The organism is Larkinella soli (assembly GCF_003703975.1).
GTDB classification, from domain to species: Bacteria; Bacteroidota; Bacteroidia; order Cytophagales; family Spirosomataceae; genus Larkinella; species Larkinella soli.
On record NZ_QTJY01000001.1, the window covers coordinates 205,783 to 222,765 of the forward strand.

9 protein-coding genes are annotated in these 16,983 nt (G+C 57.8%); 1 reads left to right on the top strand and 8 read right to left on the bottom strand.

Annotated elements, in window-relative coordinates:
* Positions 1-4 precede the first annotated feature (4 nt).
* From dnaE to DX909_RS02790, 6 genes are all read right to left on the bottom strand, one after another.
* Complete coding sequence (gene dnaE / locus DX909_RS02765) at positions 5-3,559, bottom strand: DNA polymerase III subunit alpha (protein ID WP_128543523.1); 3,555 nt, start codon at positions 3,557-3,559, stop codon at positions 5-7.
* A 110-nt stretch (positions 3,560-3,669) separates the two neighbouring features.
* On the bottom strand, positions 3,670-4,485 hold the full coding sequence (locus tag DX909_RS02770; protein ID WP_128543524.1) for a hypothetical protein: 816 nt from the start codon (positions 4,483-4,485) through the stop codon (positions 3,670-3,672).
* Positions 4,486-4,515: 30 nt separating this feature from the next.
* Positions 4,516-5,712: an NRAMP family divalent metal transporter gene (locus DX909_RS02775; RefSeq protein ID WP_229310920.1), complete on the bottom strand. Its 1,197-nt coding sequence runs from the start codon at positions 5,710-5,712 to the stop codon at positions 4,516-4,518.
* Between the two features lie 34 nt (positions 5,713-5,746).
* Positions 5,747-6,400, bottom strand: a complete 654-nt coding sequence (locus DX909_RS02780; protein ID WP_128543525.1) for a cyclase family protein — start codon at positions 6,398-6,400, stop codon at positions 5,747-5,749.
* A 31-nt stretch (positions 6,401-6,431) separates the two neighbouring features.
* Positions 6,432-10,247, bottom strand: a complete 3,816-nt coding sequence (locus DX909_RS02785; protein WP_128543526.1) for a hydantoinase B/oxoprolinase family protein — start codon at positions 10,245-10,247, stop codon at positions 6,432-6,434.
* Entirely contained in the window at positions 10,247-12,763 is a 2,517-nt protein-coding gene (locus tag DX909_RS02790) for a PIG-L family deacetylase (protein ID WP_128543527.1), read from the bottom strand. Before DX909_RS02790 ends, DX909_RS02785 begins: the two co-directional genes overlap by 1 nt.
* A gap of 225 nt (positions 12,764-12,988) precedes the next feature.
* Between DX909_RS02790 and DX909_RS02795 the strand changes: the two genes are divergently transcribed.
* Positions 12,989-15,244, top strand: a complete 2,256-nt coding sequence (locus DX909_RS02795; protein WP_128543528.1) for a sodium-translocating pyrophosphatase — start codon at positions 12,989-12,991, stop codon at positions 15,242-15,244.
* Positions 15,245-15,338: 94 nt separating this feature from the next.
* On the opposite strand, the gene DX909_RS02800 is transcribed toward DX909_RS02795, so the two are convergent.
* Together DX909_RS02800 and DX909_RS02805 are read right to left on the bottom strand one after the other, a co-directional pair.
* On the bottom strand, positions 15,339-15,902 hold the full coding sequence (locus DX909_RS02800; RefSeq protein WP_128543529.1) for a 50S ribosomal protein L25/general stress protein Ctc: 564 nt from the start codon (positions 15,900-15,902) through the stop codon (positions 15,339-15,341).
* Between the two features lie 118 nt (positions 15,903-16,020).
* Positions 16,021-16,962 carry a ribose-phosphate pyrophosphokinase gene (locus DX909_RS02805; protein ID WP_128543530.1) on the bottom strand — a complete coding sequence of 314 codons (942 nt, stop codon included), beginning with the start codon at positions 16,960-16,962 and terminating at the stop codon, positions 16,021-16,023.
* Positions 16,963-16,983: the final 21 nt, after the last annotated feature.

Below are 16,983 nucleotides of genomic sequence, written 5' to 3' on the forward strand. Positions count from 1 at the left end.
TCACTTAATTGAGCCTGTAACCGACACCGTCCATCGCATCCAGCGCCCTCAGCAGTTCATTGACCGGTGCAATTTTGAACGGTCGGGATAACATGCTGACTTCTACCCGTTCTTCGGCATCCGCCACGCTCAGAACCAGGTTGCACTGCCCCGGATAATTCCGGACGAGGTCGGTGATTTTGGCGACAAATTCATTATTGATCCTCTTCAGGTCCAGCTGAATACAGAGTTCCTTACTGTATTTCTGCCGCACCTCCGTGAGGAGCTGAATAAAGTTGGGACGAAATTCGAAGGCGTCCGAGTTCCAGCGATTCTGGACCTTGCCCTTGACGTGGAGGAAGTGCCCTTCTTCGATGTAATTGCCCATCCGGACGTAATCTTCCCCGAACAGGCTCATTTCGACCGAACCGTTATAGTCTTCCAGTTTGAAGATCACGAACGGATTGCCGTTTTTCGACTGCCGGAGCTGTTTGCTGGTTACAATACCGCCGACGGTAATTTCCCGTCCTTTGTTCGCATCATCATAAACCTTTTCGAGCGTGCAGGTACAGAAACTTTCCAGCTCAATCCGGAACTCGTCGAGTGGGTGTCCGGTAATGTAAAAACCGACCACGTCCTTCTCATATTTGAGTTTGATAATTTCGCCCCAGGGTTCCACGCCCGGCGGTTTCGGGCGCGGGGTCGACGGCTCCCCGCCCAGCCCGCCGAACAGCGACTGCTGGGCGGCCGATTTCTCGGCGTGGTAGTTGTTGGCAAACCGGGTCAGCTTTTCGATGAAGGTTCCGTTCTCACCGGCCGGCACCTCAAAATACTGGGCCCGGTGATACTCCTCAAAACTGTCGAAGGCCCCGGCGTAGGCAAGGCTTTCCAGCGTTTTCTTGTTGACGGTCCGGAGGTTGATCCGGGTTACGAAATCGAAAATGTCCTTATAGGCCCCGCCGGCCTTGCGTTCGTCGATGATCGACTCGACGGCCGCGTCCCCCGCGCCCTTGATCCCGCCAAGACCAAAGCGGATTTCACCCTTCTGGTTAACCCCGAAAAACCGTTCGGATTCGTTCACGTTCGGACCCAGAACCGGGATACCTATGTTCTTACATTCCTCCAGAAAGAAAGTGATTTTTTCAATGTTGCCGAGGCAGCTCGTCAGAACGGCCGCCATATATTCACTTTTATAGTGGGCCTTCAGGTAGGCCGTCTGGTAGGCCACAAAGGCGTAGCAGGTCGAGTGCGACTTGTTGAAGGCATAGGACGCGAAGGCCTCCCAGTCGGTCCAGACCTTTTCGCAGGTTTTCAGGCTCAGGCCGTTCTTTCCGCAGCCTTCCATGAACTTTGACTTCATCTTGTCGAGCGTCACCCGGTCCTTCTTCCCCATCGCCTTCCGAAGCACGTCGGCGTCCCCTTTGGTGAAGTTGGCCAGTTTTTGGGAAAGCAGCATGACCTGTTCCTGGTAAACGGTAATCCCGTAGGTATCGCCGAGGAATTCCTCCATTTCCGGGAGGTCGTACTTTACCTCTTCGCGGCCGTGTTTCCGGTTGATGAAGTTCGGAATGTAGGCGATCGGGCCGGGACGGTAGAGGGCGTTCATGGCGATCAGGTCCTCGAAACGGTCGGGTTTGAGGTCCTTCATGTACTTCTTCATCCCGTCGGATTCGAACTGGAAGATGGCGTTCGTCTCCCCCCGCTGAAACAGTTTATACGTTTCCACATCGTCCAGCGGGATGGCGTCGATGTCGATTTCCACGTCGTGGTTCTGCTTGATCAGCCGCAGACACTCCTTGATGATGGTCAGGTTTCGTAACCCCAGGAAGTCCATCTTGATGACCCCGGCGTCCTCGATGACCTTGCCCTCGTACTGGGTGATGATAAGGTCGGTTTCGCGGGAGGTGGAGACCGGCACGATGTTCGACAGGTCTTCGGGTGCGATGATGATCCCGGCTGCGTGGATGCCTGTATTCCGGATGTTGCCCTCCAGCTTCCGGGCCTGTTTCAACACCTTGGCCTGCAGGTCGTTGCCGGCTTCGATCTGACGCATTTTCCTGACGTTCTCGACCTCCTCGGGCTGGATCATCTGCGCCAGCGAATCGATCGGATCCTCGAAAATCTTCTTCAGCGTCATGTTGTAGGTCGGCTTGTCCGGCACCAGCTTGGCCAGTGCGTTGGAATCCGGAAGCGGCAGCTCCATCACCCGCGCCACGTCCTTGATGGCCGACTTGGCCGCCATCGTACCGTAGGTCACGATCTGGGCCACCTGCTGTTTACCGTATTTCTGCACCACATAATCGATCACCTTCTGACGGCCTTCGTCGTCGAAGTCGGTATCGATATCCGGCATGGATTTCCGGTCGGGGTTCAGGAAACGCTCGAACAGAAGGTTGTATTTGATCGGGTCGATGTTGGTGATGCCGATGCAGTAGGCCACGGCCGAACCGGCCGCCGAACCCCGGCCCGGCCCGACCATGACGCCGAGATCCCGGCCTGCCCGGATAAAATCCGAAACGATGAGGAAATACCCGGCGAAACCCATCTGACGGATAACGCCGAGTTCAAATTTAAGGCGCTCGTCGATTTCCGGCGTCAGGACCCGGTAGCGTTGCCGGGCGCCGTCGAAAGTCAGGAATTCAAGGTAGTCGTCCTGGGTGGCAAAGCCGTCCGGGATGACGTAGTTCGGAAGAAGGATGTCGCGCTTCAGTTTCAGCGTTTCTACCTTACCGACGATTTCGTTGGTGTTGTCGATCGCTTCCGGCAGGTCGCTGAAGAGCGTCGACATTTCCTCGGTATTCTTGAAGTAGAACTGGTCGTTATAAAACGCGAAGCGGGTTCCTCTTTTGGCCCCTTCCTCATCGTTGAATTCCTTTTCGGAGGGCGTACTCAGCTTTTCGTTCGTGTTGACGCACAGCAGAATATCGTGCGCCACCCAATCCTCCCGATCCACGTAATGCGAGTCGTTGGAGGCAATGATCTTCACGTTGTACTTCCGGGCCAACTTCACCAGCACCTCGTTGACCCGAAGCTGTTCGGGAATGTCGTGGCGCTGAAGTTCGACGTAATAATCTTCTCCGAAGCGGTCGAGCCACCATCTGAACTCCTTTTCCCCTTCTTCCTCCCCTTTTTTCAGGATGGTTTTCGGGACCATCGCCCCGATGCAGCAGGTCGAAGCGATCAGTCCTTCCTTGTACTGGTCGATCAGGGCTTTGGTGATCCGGGGGTATTTCCCGTACAACCCCTCCATGTACCCCAGGGAGCAGAGTTTGATCAGGTTTCGGTAGCCGGTCGGGTTTTTCGCCAGCAGGAGCTGGTGGTAGCGGACGTCCTTCTGTTCTTTGGTGAACTGCTTTTTGGTATGATCTTCGACCACGTAGAACTCGCAGCCGACAATCGGTTTGACACCCTGTTTGGCGGCCTCGGCCACAAACTCGAACACCCCGAACATATTGCCGTGGTCGGTGATGGCCACCGCCGGCATATTGTCGGCTACCGCCTTTTTAACGAGCTTTTTAATCTCCGCCTGCCCGTCGAGCAGGGAGTACTGGGTATGACAATGGAGGTGGGAAAATTGCATGGGATCGCCGGTTCTTCGCTAACCTGAAGCCCTAAATTAAGCCGAAAATCGGTCAAAAACCGGGAAGCCGGCCAAAATCCTGCTGAATTATTTAAGCCAGGTCACCGTATTCAATTCGAAGCAGTTTTCCGACTCCGCTCCTTCACCCACTCCTGCCGGAAGGTGACCGTGACGGGCTGGAGCTCCGGGCGGGTGTACCCTACGAGGAGGTAGGAAATTTCCCGGTTGTAAGGCAGGTAGACCAGACCGCGTACCGACTGCCCGGCCTCGACCGTCGTCCGTTTCAGGGCCAGTTCCTTCCAGCGGTAGGATTCATAATCGTAGCGCTGCATCCGGTCGGCGAAGGTGCCGTGATCGATCAGGCGCTTGGCCTGAATGGCCGTGTAAAGGTTGTCGTGGGTCACGCGGTTCTGCACCCAGCGCTCCGGGCTACGATTGCGGCTGGAAGCGGTCGATGCCACATCGCTGGCAATGACGGCCACCATCAGCACGGTATTGATCACTTTGGCCCGTTTCAGCCGTTTGACCTCCCGCTCCTGGTTCGTAACCACCCGGTCACCTTCCAGGGCCGGATCGGCGGCCGAATAGACCAGCGGGTAAGACGAGCCGGCGGAAAGCACCCGATACACGGTGTCCCGGTCGGCGTTGAGGGCTACATACCGGAAATCGGTCGGGTTGACTTCGATGGCATGGCCGCTGCGGTTCTTGATTTCAATGTCCAGAGCCAGATACTGCATATCCAGCCGCTCGAAGGAGGCCACGAGGCCCAGGCTGTCCTGCTCGGTTCTGGTGGTCGGCCGGCCGTCGATCCAGGCCACCTCGCCGGAGACAGGCCGCACCTGCAGGATGCTGCGCGTACAGCCGCCGGAACCGGCCAGGAGAAGCAGCCAGACCAGCAAATGGAGGGTAGTTTTTCCGGTTTTCATCGGTGTGAAATCTGATTGTTACGAAGATACTTATCTTTTCCATAAATTCTGCCCGGCCAGCCAGAGGTTCCAGCCCCCAAACACCAGCGTCACCAGAACCACCAGCAGCAGGGCCAGATTCTGGGCGAGCGTATTCCGGTATTCCTGCGGCATCAGCTTCCGGTCATTCACGGCCAGGAACAGAAAAATCGTCACCACCGGCAGCAGAATCCCATTGATGGCCTGGACCAGCACGATGATCGTCACCGGGTTGAAATCCGACAGCCCGAACAGTAATCCGACCCCCAGCACCCCCGCCCAGATGGCCCGGTATCGCCAGGAACCGGTCTTCCAGCCCAGCAGGCTCTGCCCGGTGACCGAAGCTGCCAGCGGAGCGGTGAGGGAAGACGCGAAACCGGCGGCAAACAGCCCAAAGGCAAACAGCCAGGCCCCCCAGGAACCAATCTGCTGCTGCATCACGCCGGCCATGTTCCGAAAAGAAAAATCATCTTCGATCAACAGACCGGCCACCAGCAGCGCCACCGAAATCAGGCCGCCGAGTAAAACGGCCACCCAGATTCCCAGCCGCATTTCGGGCAGGGTTTGTCCTTCCGTGATCCCGGAACCGAAGAAAAGGTTGTAAGGCACGATCGTCGTTCCGATCAACCCGTTGATCAGAAGCAGCGAACCTCCCGGAAAGGCAGGAATCAGGAGGGCTCTGGTCATTTCAATGGCCGGGGGCGAAGCAACATAGGCGACATACACGAACGCCCCGCCCATGGCAAACACGATCAGCCCGAGAAAATGGGCGATCCAGCGGGTGGAGCCGACCGCCAGCATAACGGCGCACACCAGCCCGACGCCGGCCGTTAACCCCTTCACCGGCCAGCCCGTCAGCAGGGCCAGGCCGGACACCGCCCCGAGTATATTCCCGGCCTGGTAGGCGGCACAGCCGAACGTTACCGCCGAGAACAGCAGGGCCGGTATCGTTTTTCCCCGGTGCCGGTTGGCCAGGGCAATGGTCTGGCCCAGGTCGCGGCCGGTGGCAATGGTAATCCGGGCGGCAGCTTCCTGGAGCCAGACCGTGCCGAGGGTCGCAAAGGTCAGCACCCAGAGCAGGTTGAGCCCATACTGAGCGCCGGCCATCGCACAGGCCGTCACCGAACCGGGACCAATGAAAGCCGCCGAAATGACCGACCAGAACAGAATACTGCCAAGACCGGAGCGAAGGGAAAGCGATTTGGGCACAGCCGTTTCGTTTTGCGTAAAGAAAAAAACCGGTTCAACCCAGCCGGGCGAATGCCCGCACCGGAAACGTCCCGACTCCCTTGAATTTGGGAGGAACCGCCGTAAAAAGAAAACCGGATTCCGGAAGGCGGCCCAAGTTCGTCAAGTGTTCGACAATCAGGATTTCCTGTTTCAGCAGGATGGAATGCACGGGCCGGGACCGTGGCCGCGTGTCATCGATATTGTGGCTGTCGATGCCGACCAGCCGGACGCCCGAACGGGCCAGCAGGTCCGCGGCACCGGCCGTCAGGAAAGGGTGGTTTTCAAAGTAAGTGTCCGTCCGCCAGTGCCGCGACCAGTCGGTGAATACCAGCACGGCTTTTCCGGCGAGGTCCCGGCCCTGAAAAAACGTCTCATCGATGGCCTGTATGCTCCGGGCATCGATCCGGATGCCTTCCAGATCGACGAAGGCCGAAAGCGGGGTGTCGGCGAGGTCGTTTCCGTCTTCATACCGGTGGAACGGGCAGTCGATGTAGGTGCCGGTATTGGAAACCATCTCGATCCGGCCGATCTGAAACTCAGTACCTTCCTCATAAATCGCACGCGACGCTTCCCGGCTCAGAAAATCGCAGATAAGCGGTGCGGGAAGCCCCTTGTAGGTAATCATCCCGGATTCGATGACATGACTCAGGTCGATCAGTCGTTCCATTCCATTTCCCGTAGATTGATGTTCACGAAAATCACTCCGCTTCTCCAAATCCGCCACCGCCCGGCGTTTCCAGCCGAATGCGTTCCCCGGCCTGCACCGGAAGGGAGAAGATTCCGGGAAGTTCTTCCCGGCTGCCGTCGGCTCGGATGAGCCACTGCCGGCCCGGTTGTCCGGGTTCACCGCCGGCCAGCCCATAGGGTCTCTCGACCCGGTGCTGGCTGAGCAGAGTCGTCTGGACGGGTTGCAGAAATTCCAGCTCCCGCACAATGCCGTCGCCCCCGTCCCACTGCCCTTTGCCGCCGGACCCCTGCCGGACCGAAAACTCGTGGAGCCGCACCGGATACCGCCTTTCGAGTTCCTCCGGGTCGGTCATTCGGGTATTGGTCATGTGCTGATGTACCGCCGACCGGCCGGCAAACCCCGGCCCAGCGCCGGCTCCCCCGCCGATGGTTTCGTAATAGCCGAAAGCCGCGTTCCCGAACAGAAAATTGTTCATCGTACCCTGACTACAGGCCGCCGTCCCCAGGGCTTTCAGCAGGGTATCGACCAGCCGCTGACTGACTTCAGTGTTCCCGCCGACCACGGCCGGACATTCCTCCGGATGGTCGGAAAAGGAAGGATTCAGGAAGCATTCCGGCAGATGAAGCGTCACGGGGACCATCAGACCCTCATTCAGTGGAAGGTCTTTGCCGCACCAGAGCCGCAGCACGTACAGCACCGCACTGAAAAGAATGGAGCGATTGGCGTTCAGATTATGGGGATGCACGGGGGAGGTTCCCGCAAAATCAAAGGTGATTCCGGCTTTTTCCAAAACGATTTTCACCTGAATGGAATGGCCGTCGTCGAGCTTTTCGGTAGCGTCCCGGATTATAGCCTTCTCCGTTCCTACCCGCTCCAGTTCCGCGGAAAGGCGGTCCAGCAGGGTGTCGGTAGCCGACTGCTTCAGCCGTTTCATGTACTGGTGAACTACCGGAAGCCCGTGCTGATTCACCAGCGTCTTCAGGGCGATTTCGCCGGTACGCAGGGAGGCCAGGGCGGCATCGATGTCGGCCCGATTTTCGGCCGGCGAGCGGGTGGGATACCGGGCCCCGGTAAACTGTTTTTCCACGGCGGCCCATTGCAGCTCACCGTTTTTGACCAGGTATTGCGGTTCGAGAACCACCCCTTCCTCCACCAGCCGGGTAGCGTCGGGCGGCATGGAACCCGGAACTTTTCCTCCGATTTCGGCGTGGTGCGCCCGGTTGATGACGTAGCCTACCAGTTCGCTTTTCCCGGTAAAAACTCCGGCCAGCAGGGTGACGTCGGGCAGGTGTGATCCTCCGTATTTGGGATGATTGGTAATGACGACGTCACCGGGTCCCAGCGTTAAACGATCCAGAACCAGCCGGGTACAGATTCCCAGGCTTCCCAGATGAACCGGAATATGAGGAGCATTGACCAAGAGTTCGGCCGACGCGTCGAGCAGGGCACAGGAAAAGTCGAGCCGCTCCTTCACGTTCACCGAAAAGGCGGTGCGCTGCAACTGAACTCCCATCTCTTCGGCAATGGCCGTAAAGCGCCGGGCAAACAACTCGGTCTGAGCGGCTTCCAGCAAAGGAAGGTCATTCGGATCGGTATTTTCCAGGAGCAGGCCCTGCACATTCTTTCCTTCTTTTACCATGATCTCCCATCCCGGTTCAATAAAGGCGGAAGAAGTCCGGTTCAGCAGCAGAGCCGGCCCCTTGAAGGAATCTCCTTCCTCCAGCCGCGTCCAGTCAAAAACCGGATAGGCTTCCGTATAAAAAGCCGGCGAAGCAGGTCTGGTTACCGCTGTAACGGGTTGGGGACGAGGCTCTTCCGACGGAGTACCGACCAGCACCCGGAGGCTTTCCAGCTCCGGCACCCGTTGGGCAGGATAATGCCCGAACCGATTTTCATATTTTTCCCGGAAAAGGATCTCAAGCCGCTGCACCTCTCTTTCCCAACCCTGGCCTTCGACGCGGATTTCTATCGTGCTTTCCTGACCCTGAAACCGCAGGAAGAACATCACCTCCCGAAGCCCGACCTCCTGCCCGGCGATTTGCTCCTTCTGCCAATCCAGGACGGCGGTTTTCGTCAGGCTCCGGATCTGTCCGGGCAGATCCGGAAGGGCCTCGGCAAGGGGAAGCAGAATCTGTCGGGCAGCCATCCGTTCAATCCGGGCCTTTCCGATTCCGTAGGCGCTCAGCAACCCGCCATCGAAGGGCAGAAGGATCGACCGCATCCCCAGCAGGCGGGCCACCGCACAGCCGTGAAGGCCGCCGGCTCCGCCAAACACCAGCAGGCCATATTCCTTCGGATCGAAACCCCGCGCCACCGAAATCTTCCGGATGGCTCCGGCCATGGCCTCGTTAGCAATTCGCTCGAAACCCGCCAGCAACCAGGCTTCGTCCATCGGCTCGCCGGTTTTTTCCCGGATTTCCTCCGCCACCGCCCGCAAGGCTTCGCGGGCTTTCTCCGGGTCAACCGGAATGCCGAACCGGGCCGGATGGAGCCTGCCTAGGAGCAGGTTGACGTCGGTAATGGTCAGCGGCCCACCGGCGCCATAACAGGCCGGGCCCGGACTGGCTCCGGCGCTTTCCGGCCCGACCCGGAGCTGCGAACCGTCGAACCGGCAGACGGAACCGCCACCGGCCGCCACCGTCTCCACCGCCAGCGAAGGCGACTGAAGCTCGAACGGCCCTACGGGAGTTGAAAACCTATAATCCACCCGGCCGGCATACCGGGCCACGTCGGTACTGGTCCCCCCCATATCCAGGGTCAGAATACCGGAAAAATTCCGGTTTACGGAAAAGCCGGTCATCCGCTCAACGACGGAAGCAGCCCCGATGACGCCCCCCGCCGGGCCGCTTAGCAGGCTGTCTTTAGGCAAAAAGTTTTCGGCCCGGACCAGACCGCCCGCACTGGTCATGACCCAAACCGGATGGCCCTGCAACTGTCGGGTCAGATTCTGGAGGTAAGACCTCAGAACCGGGGTGAGGTAGGCGTTGACCACGGCCGTCCGGGTTCGGGGAAGGTAGTGAATGGCGGAGGAAATTCCCGTAGACAGGGTCACCGGAAAGCCGGCTTCCCGCAGTGCCTCCCCCATCCGAATCTCATGCTGCGGGTTCCGCCAGGCATTCAGGAAAGACACCGCCACGGCATCGGGCTTCTGCCGGGTCACCTGCGTAACCAATTCCTGAATGGTTTCTGCGGTCAGTGGAGACAGAACGGCACCTTCGGCGGTCATGCGTTCCTCCGCTTCCCAGACCGAGTCATACAGGGTGTCTGCCGGGGGAATGGCAAGCTGAAATAATTCCGGCCGCTGCTGGGTGCCGATGGTCAGCAGGTCGCGAAAACCTTTGGTAACCACCAGAGCCACCCGTCCGCCTTTCCGTTCCAGCAGGGCGTTGGTGCCCCGGGTGGTGCCGAGCCGCATTTCCAGGGGGGGAAATGGATGGCCTAACGGTGTTAAGGTAAGGAGACGTGTCGCCAGAACAGGAGCTTCTTCTCCGCTCGATAACTCAACCGTTCCTTGAGTTATATCTTTTAAAATCCTATCCGTCAATAATTTACCATTCAGATTCAAGCTAACAACCTGCCCCGTTTCCCCGGTTTCGATCACCCGAAGCCGGTATCCGTCGAAAATGGGGGCGGTCAGCCAGGGGGCTTCCAGGACCAGTCCGGGAGCCTCCGGTTCCTCTCCATCCGGATTTTCAGCGGGAACGGCTTTCAGAACGCCCCGCAGGCAGCTGCTGCTGAGGACTTTGGTTCGATGGAGATTCCCTTCAGGGTCGCGGGCCAGCCCGTCGGTAAACGTGCCGCCGGTATCGATCCAGATCTGCCACATTATTTCCCGACGGAAATCAGATTGGCAAACAGCCGATAGGCACCCGGTACCCCGGCCGGCAATTCCCGGAAAAATACCAGGCCGGTGTAAATGAAATGGCCTTTCCCGTATCTGGCGTAAATCAGGCTGCCCTGCTTCGGTGCTTCGTTCGTATCCCCAACCGAGAAAATCGGCTCGTACGCCTTATCCCATTCCTGCGCAAAATAGATTCCGCGCTCCTGAACCCATCCGGAAAAATCCTGATCGGTAATCTTATTCGGATAATTCAACAGCGGATGCTGCGGATTGACAAAATTCATTTTGGCATCCTCTTCCGTCACCCGCTCCCGGCCCACCGAGAAAGGATAAGGTCCGATCTGGGCGACTTTCAGGCCGTTCTGGATGAACGAACCGCCGGGAGTTACATACTGCACCACCATCCGGCCCCCGTTCTTCACATATTCCATCAGCTTCGCCTGATAATTGCGCAGCCAGTCTTCGGTGTTGTAGGCCCGAACGCCCACGACAACGGCATCATAGCCGGACAGATCCCCGTTCAGTTCCCGGGCCGTCAGGGGCGTTACCCGGCAGCCGATCTGCTGTAGCGCGGCCGGCACCTCATCCCCTGCCCCGATGATGTACCCAATGTTTCTACTTGTAACCCTAATGTCGAGTTTGACGAGCTTCGATTCGGCTGCGGGAAACAAGGTCTGCGTCGGAATATGGCGGTAGGCGACGGTCCGGAGGCTATAGGCGGTGGTTCCGGCGCTGGTGCTGACCACGGCGCGCAGTTGGCCCTCGCCGTAAGCCGGGGGCGGGCTGACCCGGAACGAAGCCCGGATCTCCTGATACTTGTCTTTAAGGCTGAACGGCATTTCCGCCGGTTCAATCCGCCAGCCGCCCGGAGCCTCCAGCTTCAGCGTTCCTGAAACACCGGCTTTCCCGGCTTTCAGAATCACCTCGACGGTTTTGGGGGTATTGTCCGCGAAGGCGTACACTTTTTCGGCAAGATTGGCGGTCACTTCGGGCTGAACCACAAAAGGCCGGTAAATCTCCCCATCGACCGGGTCGGTAAATTTATACGCCCAGGGCCGGCTGAAAGTGAATAGCTGGCCGTCGATGTCGAAGGTAAACTCGGTAGTCAGCGCAGGCGGGTTTTCCGGCAAACCGATCAGCCGTTGATCGTCCACCTGAAACAACCCCTTGTTCACGGGTTTCTGAAGCCAGTACGGCCGGGAAATTTTCTGACCGGCCGCCAGCGTAGCGGTGGTGAGGAAGGTCCGCTGGTCATTGGGTTTCAGGACCAGGTTGGTGGTCGTATCCCTGCCGACGGCCGGCATGTGCAAACCGACCAGTTTGACCGGCACCTCAGCACGGTTAACCACCGTGCTGGCCACCCGCACCGCTTCACCGGGGGCAGCCGCAAAATCGGAGGGGTTGGTTTCGAACCACAGGCCCAGGCATTGCTGGATGAGGTTTTCGACTTCTTTTTTCTTCGTCTTCACATAGACGTTCGCGGTATCCAGCCGGTTGAGGGCCCGGTACAACTGGACCAGAACCGGCACCGAGGCCGACGGACGCTCGGGTTTAAAGGAGCTGACGGCCTGGCTGACGAGTTGCTGCACCGGTTCGCTGCCGGGTACCCGTTTCCAGGTCAGATCAATGCCCTCGAAAGGATCCCGCGATACCGGTTCGCCGGCTTTGAGCAGCAGATAATCGATGCGTTCGCCCCGGGCCGCCGGTACCCCGAATCCCTGGCTTTTATGCTGGCTGCGGCTTTCCGCCGAGATTTCGCCGTACGACCGGCCCAGCAGGGGATTATATAACCCGGTTTCTACCGCCACCATCGTACCGGCCTCATCCGGTTTCTTATTGCTCAGAAAAGCCCCGGGAATAAAGACGTTCCAGAAAATCCGCTTCGGCTGCCAGGGCTGCACATACTTTAGTTGTTCGGGGTAACGGGAAGGGTCACCGGCTATTTTGAAAGCCTCCTCGGCCAGAAATCCCGAGGCACTGTGGTGACCGTGGCCGGCCCGGTTGTCGGGTGGAAAACGGGTTATGATCACGTCAGGCCGAAATTTCCGGATGGTCCAGACCACGTCTCCGAGTACCTGCTCCCGGCCCCAGGTTCGAACGGCTTCATCCGTCGATTTGGAAAAACCGAAGTCGTAGGCCCGGCTGAAAAACTGCTCCGGCCCGTCGATGCGCCGGGCGGCCAGAAGTTCCTGCGTCCGGATGACCCCGATATACTCACCCTGCTCCGGTCCGATGAGGTTCTGGCCGCCGTCGCCCCGTGTCAGGGAAAGATAACCCGTCCGAAGCTGCCGTTCGTTGGCGAGGTAGGTCAGCATCAGCGTATTCTCGTCGTCGGGGTGAGCCGCCACATAGAGGGCGGTGCCGACGACATTCAGCTTTTTCAGATTCTGCAAAATCTCCCCGGCCGGTGTCGGGCGGGAAAGCCCGGCCAGCGGCTGGGCCGACAGAGAAAGGGTGGCCGCCAACAAGCAGCAGAGACACAGACCGTATTGTTTTTTCATCGGAGGGAGGACTAACGCACTGCAACAAAAATAAAAAAGCCTGGGTCAACCTGTCACTACAACGGGGTATGCATTTCACTTTAGGTAACTATTTTCCTTAATTCATTAAAATAGCCACAGTTTTCCCTTAAAAAATTCAACTAAAACCGTGGCCTCCTGTTTCATTTGCTTCCGATAACTCTATATTTGCGACGTTCCATAATAAACCAACTTTAACCGTTCAGCATGAATTACAGTATTTACCTTGTTCCGATTCTGGGTCTGGTGGGCCTGGCGGTGATGTATACTAAATTTCTATGGGTTTCCAAACAGGATCCCGGGGATGCCCGAATGCAGGAAATTGCATCCTACATCGCCAACGGGGCCATCGCCTTTCTGAAAGCGGAATGGCGTGTGCTTGGTTTTTTTGCCGTAGTCGTTGCGTTGCTGCTGGGGTATTCCGGTACCCAAACCGAGAAATCCAGCCCGGTGATTGCGGTTTCCTTCCTGCTTGGGGCCTTCCTTTCCGCTCTGGCCGGATACATCGGGATGAAAGTGGCTACCAAAGCCAATGTTCGGACCACCCATGCCGCCCGCACCAGCCTGAGCCGGGCCCTGGCGGTTTCGTTCACCGGCGGCTCGGTCATGGGTATCGGGGTAGCCAGTCTGGCCGTCATTGGATTAGGCACGCTTTTTATCATTTTCTATAATCTTTATGTAGCACAGTCCGGGGACGTCAACGGCCTCCCGATGGAGAAAACTCTGGAGGTACTCGCCGGTTTTTCCCTGGGTGCCGAGTCCATCGCCCTGTTCGCCCGGGTGGGTGGCGGGATTTATACCAAAGCCGCCGACGTGGGGGCCGACCTGGTCGGGAAAGTGGAAGCCGGGATTCCGGAAGACGATCCGCGCAACCCCGCCACCATCGCCGACAACGTGGGTGACAACGTGGGTGACGTGGCCGGGATGGGCGCCGACCTTTTCGGCTCTTATGTGGCAACAATCCTGGCTACCATGGTACTGGGACGCGAAATCCGGATTCCGGAAGACGTCAATCTCACCGGCCACGCTCCCATTCTGCTGCCGATGGTGATTGCCGGTCTGGGGCTTATTTTTTCCATCATCGCCACCTACTTCGTACGCGTCAAGGACGGCGGTAACGTGCAGGGCGCCCTTAATGCGGGCAACTGGGGTTCCATCATCCTCACCGTTCTGGCTTCCTACTTCCTCGTTGTCAGTATGCTGCCTACCGGCACGCTGGAAATCCGGGGGGTCGAGTTCGACCGGATGGATGTTTTCTACGCTATCGTGACCGGCCTCATCGTCGGGGCGTTGATGTCGATCATTACCGAATATTATACGGCCATGGGCCGTCGTCCGGTCATGACGATCGTTCGGCAGTCCTCTACCGGGCACGCGACGAACATTATCGGGGGGCTTTCCATCGGGATGGAATCGACCGTGCTGCCGATTCTGACGCTGGCCGCCGGGATTTTCATCTCCTATAAATTCGCCGGTCTCTACGGGGTGGCCATTTCAGCCGCCGGGATGATGGCTACCACCGCCATGCAGCTGGCAATCGACGCGTTCGGCCCCATTGCCGACAACGCGGGTGGGATTGCCGAAATGAGCGAACTGCCGGAGGAAGTCCGGGGCCGGACCGACATTCTGGATGCGGTCGGCAACACCACGGCCGCCACCGGAAAAGGGTTTGCCATTGCCTCGGCCGCCCTGACCTCCCTGGCCCTGTTTGCCGCCTTCGTCGGCGTGTCGGGCATTACGGCCATCGACATTTACAAAGCCGACGTGTTATCCGGGCTGTTCATCGGCGGGATGATCCCGTTCATTTTCTCCTCACTTGCCATTGCCGCCGTCGGGCGTGCCGCCATGAAAATGGTGGAGGAAGTCCGTCGCCAGTTTCGCGAAATCCCGGGGATTCTGGAAGGCAAAGCCAAGCCGGAATACGAAAAATGCGTTGCCATTTCCACCCAGGCCTCCATCCGGGAAATGATCCTGCCCGGAGCCATCGCCCTGACGGTGCCGGTCTTCTTCGGCTTTGTTTTCGGGCCGGAAGTGCTGGGCGGTCTCCTGGCCGGGGTAACGGTATCGGGCGTATTGATGGGTATTTTCCAGAACAATGCCGGCGGGGCCTGGGACAACGCCAAGAAATCCTTCGAAAAGGGCGTTGAAATCAACGGCCAGATCTACTACAAGAAATCCGAACCGCACAAGGCGTCCGTCACGGGTGATACCGTCGGTGACCCGTTCAAGGATACCTCCGGGCCATCGATGAACATCCTGATCAAGCTGATGTCCATCGTCTCGCTGGTAATTGCACCCTACATCGCCGTTCCGGGGGCCTCCGTCGAAAACGGCACCGACCCGCGCATCGAGGAGGTGCGTCCGCCGGCCGGAGCCGTGGAAGACTCCGAAGCGCCGGGCGCAGAATCGACTGTGGACGAACGTACCGATTCCAGTTCAGTGACCGGCAGTGAGGAGAAATAATTGTCCTCTCCCGTAGATATTGGAAACATAAAAAAAGCCAACCCGAGCGGGTTGGCTTTTTGATGTTGGTAACCTATTAGTCGATCAATTGATGTTAGCTGGTTTTGCCGCGCATCGAACGGGGAATTTCGATGGAGGCAATCGGATTCAGCGGGCCGTCGAGAATTTCGACGCCTTCCAGCTGAATGGCCCCTACTTTGATGGTCTTACCCATATCCAGATCGGAAACATTGACATCTACATAGTCGGGGATGCGGTCGGCGGCCCCGCGCAGTTTCAGTTTACGAACTTTCTGAATCAGTTTACCCCCTTTCTGAACACCCGGAGCCGTTCCGATGAAGCGGATGGGCACTTCTACCCTCACATCCTTGCCTTCCACCAGTTCGAGGAAGTCGGCATGAAGGAGCATGTCGTTGACCGGGTGAAACTGAGTATCCTGAAGAATCGCCTTGTATTCGTCGCCTTCGATGTTCAGATGAACTTCGTATGCATCCGGCGTCGTCAGCAGCGTACGGAACAGAATGGCCGGCGCATAGAAGTGTACCTGCTCTTTGCCACCGTAAAGAACACTGGGAACGTATCCCTCGGCGCGAAGAGCCTTCGACTCCTTTTTACCGAGATTCGCTCTTTTAAACCCTACAATCTCGTGTTGTTTCATGAAATTAAATTGTTGAATTGTTGAATTGTTGATTGATTGAGTTGTGCTTCGAAAAGCCTTGAATTACGGAATGATTGTGCCTTTGTGGCAAAAATCAATCATTCATTAATTCAACAACTCAATAATTTTTAAATAGTGAACTAATAGATTCATGGTCACGGATTCGCCCGATGGCCTTGGCAAACAGCTCGGACACGGACAGGACGCGGATTTTGGCGTTGGGCTGGCGCATCGGCAGCGTATCCGACACCACCAGTTCCTCCAGCGTCGAGGACGCGATGTTTTCATGCGCCTTCCCCGACATGACGGCGTGCGTACAAACCGCCCTCACGGATTTGGCCCCCTTGTCCAGAATGATTTCAGAGGCCTTGCAGAGTGTTCCGCCGGTGTCGATCAGGTCATCGACCAGAACGACGTTGGCCCCTTCGACATCCCCGATCACCTGCATCGAGGCAATCTCATTGGCCCGCTTGCGGTGTTTGTCACACAGGACAATGTCGGCGTTGAAGTGCTTGGCGAACGACCGGGCCCGGGCCGCTCCGCCCACGTCCGGCGAAGCGATGATCAGATTTTCAAGGTTCAGGCTCCGGATGTAAGGCACAAATACCGAAGCGCCCTCCAGGTGGTCGACGGGAAAGTCGAAGAACCCCTGAATCTGACCCGCGTGCAGATCGACCGTCATCAGCCGGTCAGCGCCCGCAGCGGCCAGCATATTGGCAACGAGCTTGGCGGCAATGGCCACCCGGGGCTTGTCCTTCCGGTCCTGACGGGCGTATCCGAAATAGGGAATCACGACCGTTACGTAGTGAGCCGAGGCCCGGCGGGCCGCATCCACCATCAGCAGGAGTTCCATCAGATTGTCCGCCGGCGGATTCGTCGACTGAATCAGAAACACGTCACACCCCCGAATCGACTCCTCAAAGCTGGGCGATAATTCGCCGTCACTGAATTTGCGGAGAGTATACCCTCCTAAATCCTTGCCGTAATACCGGGCAATTTTCTCCGCCAGGTAATTAGATTGACTTGCTGAAAAAATTTTTACGGTATTTAGGGAAGCCATCGGTGCCTAAAATTTCCGCAA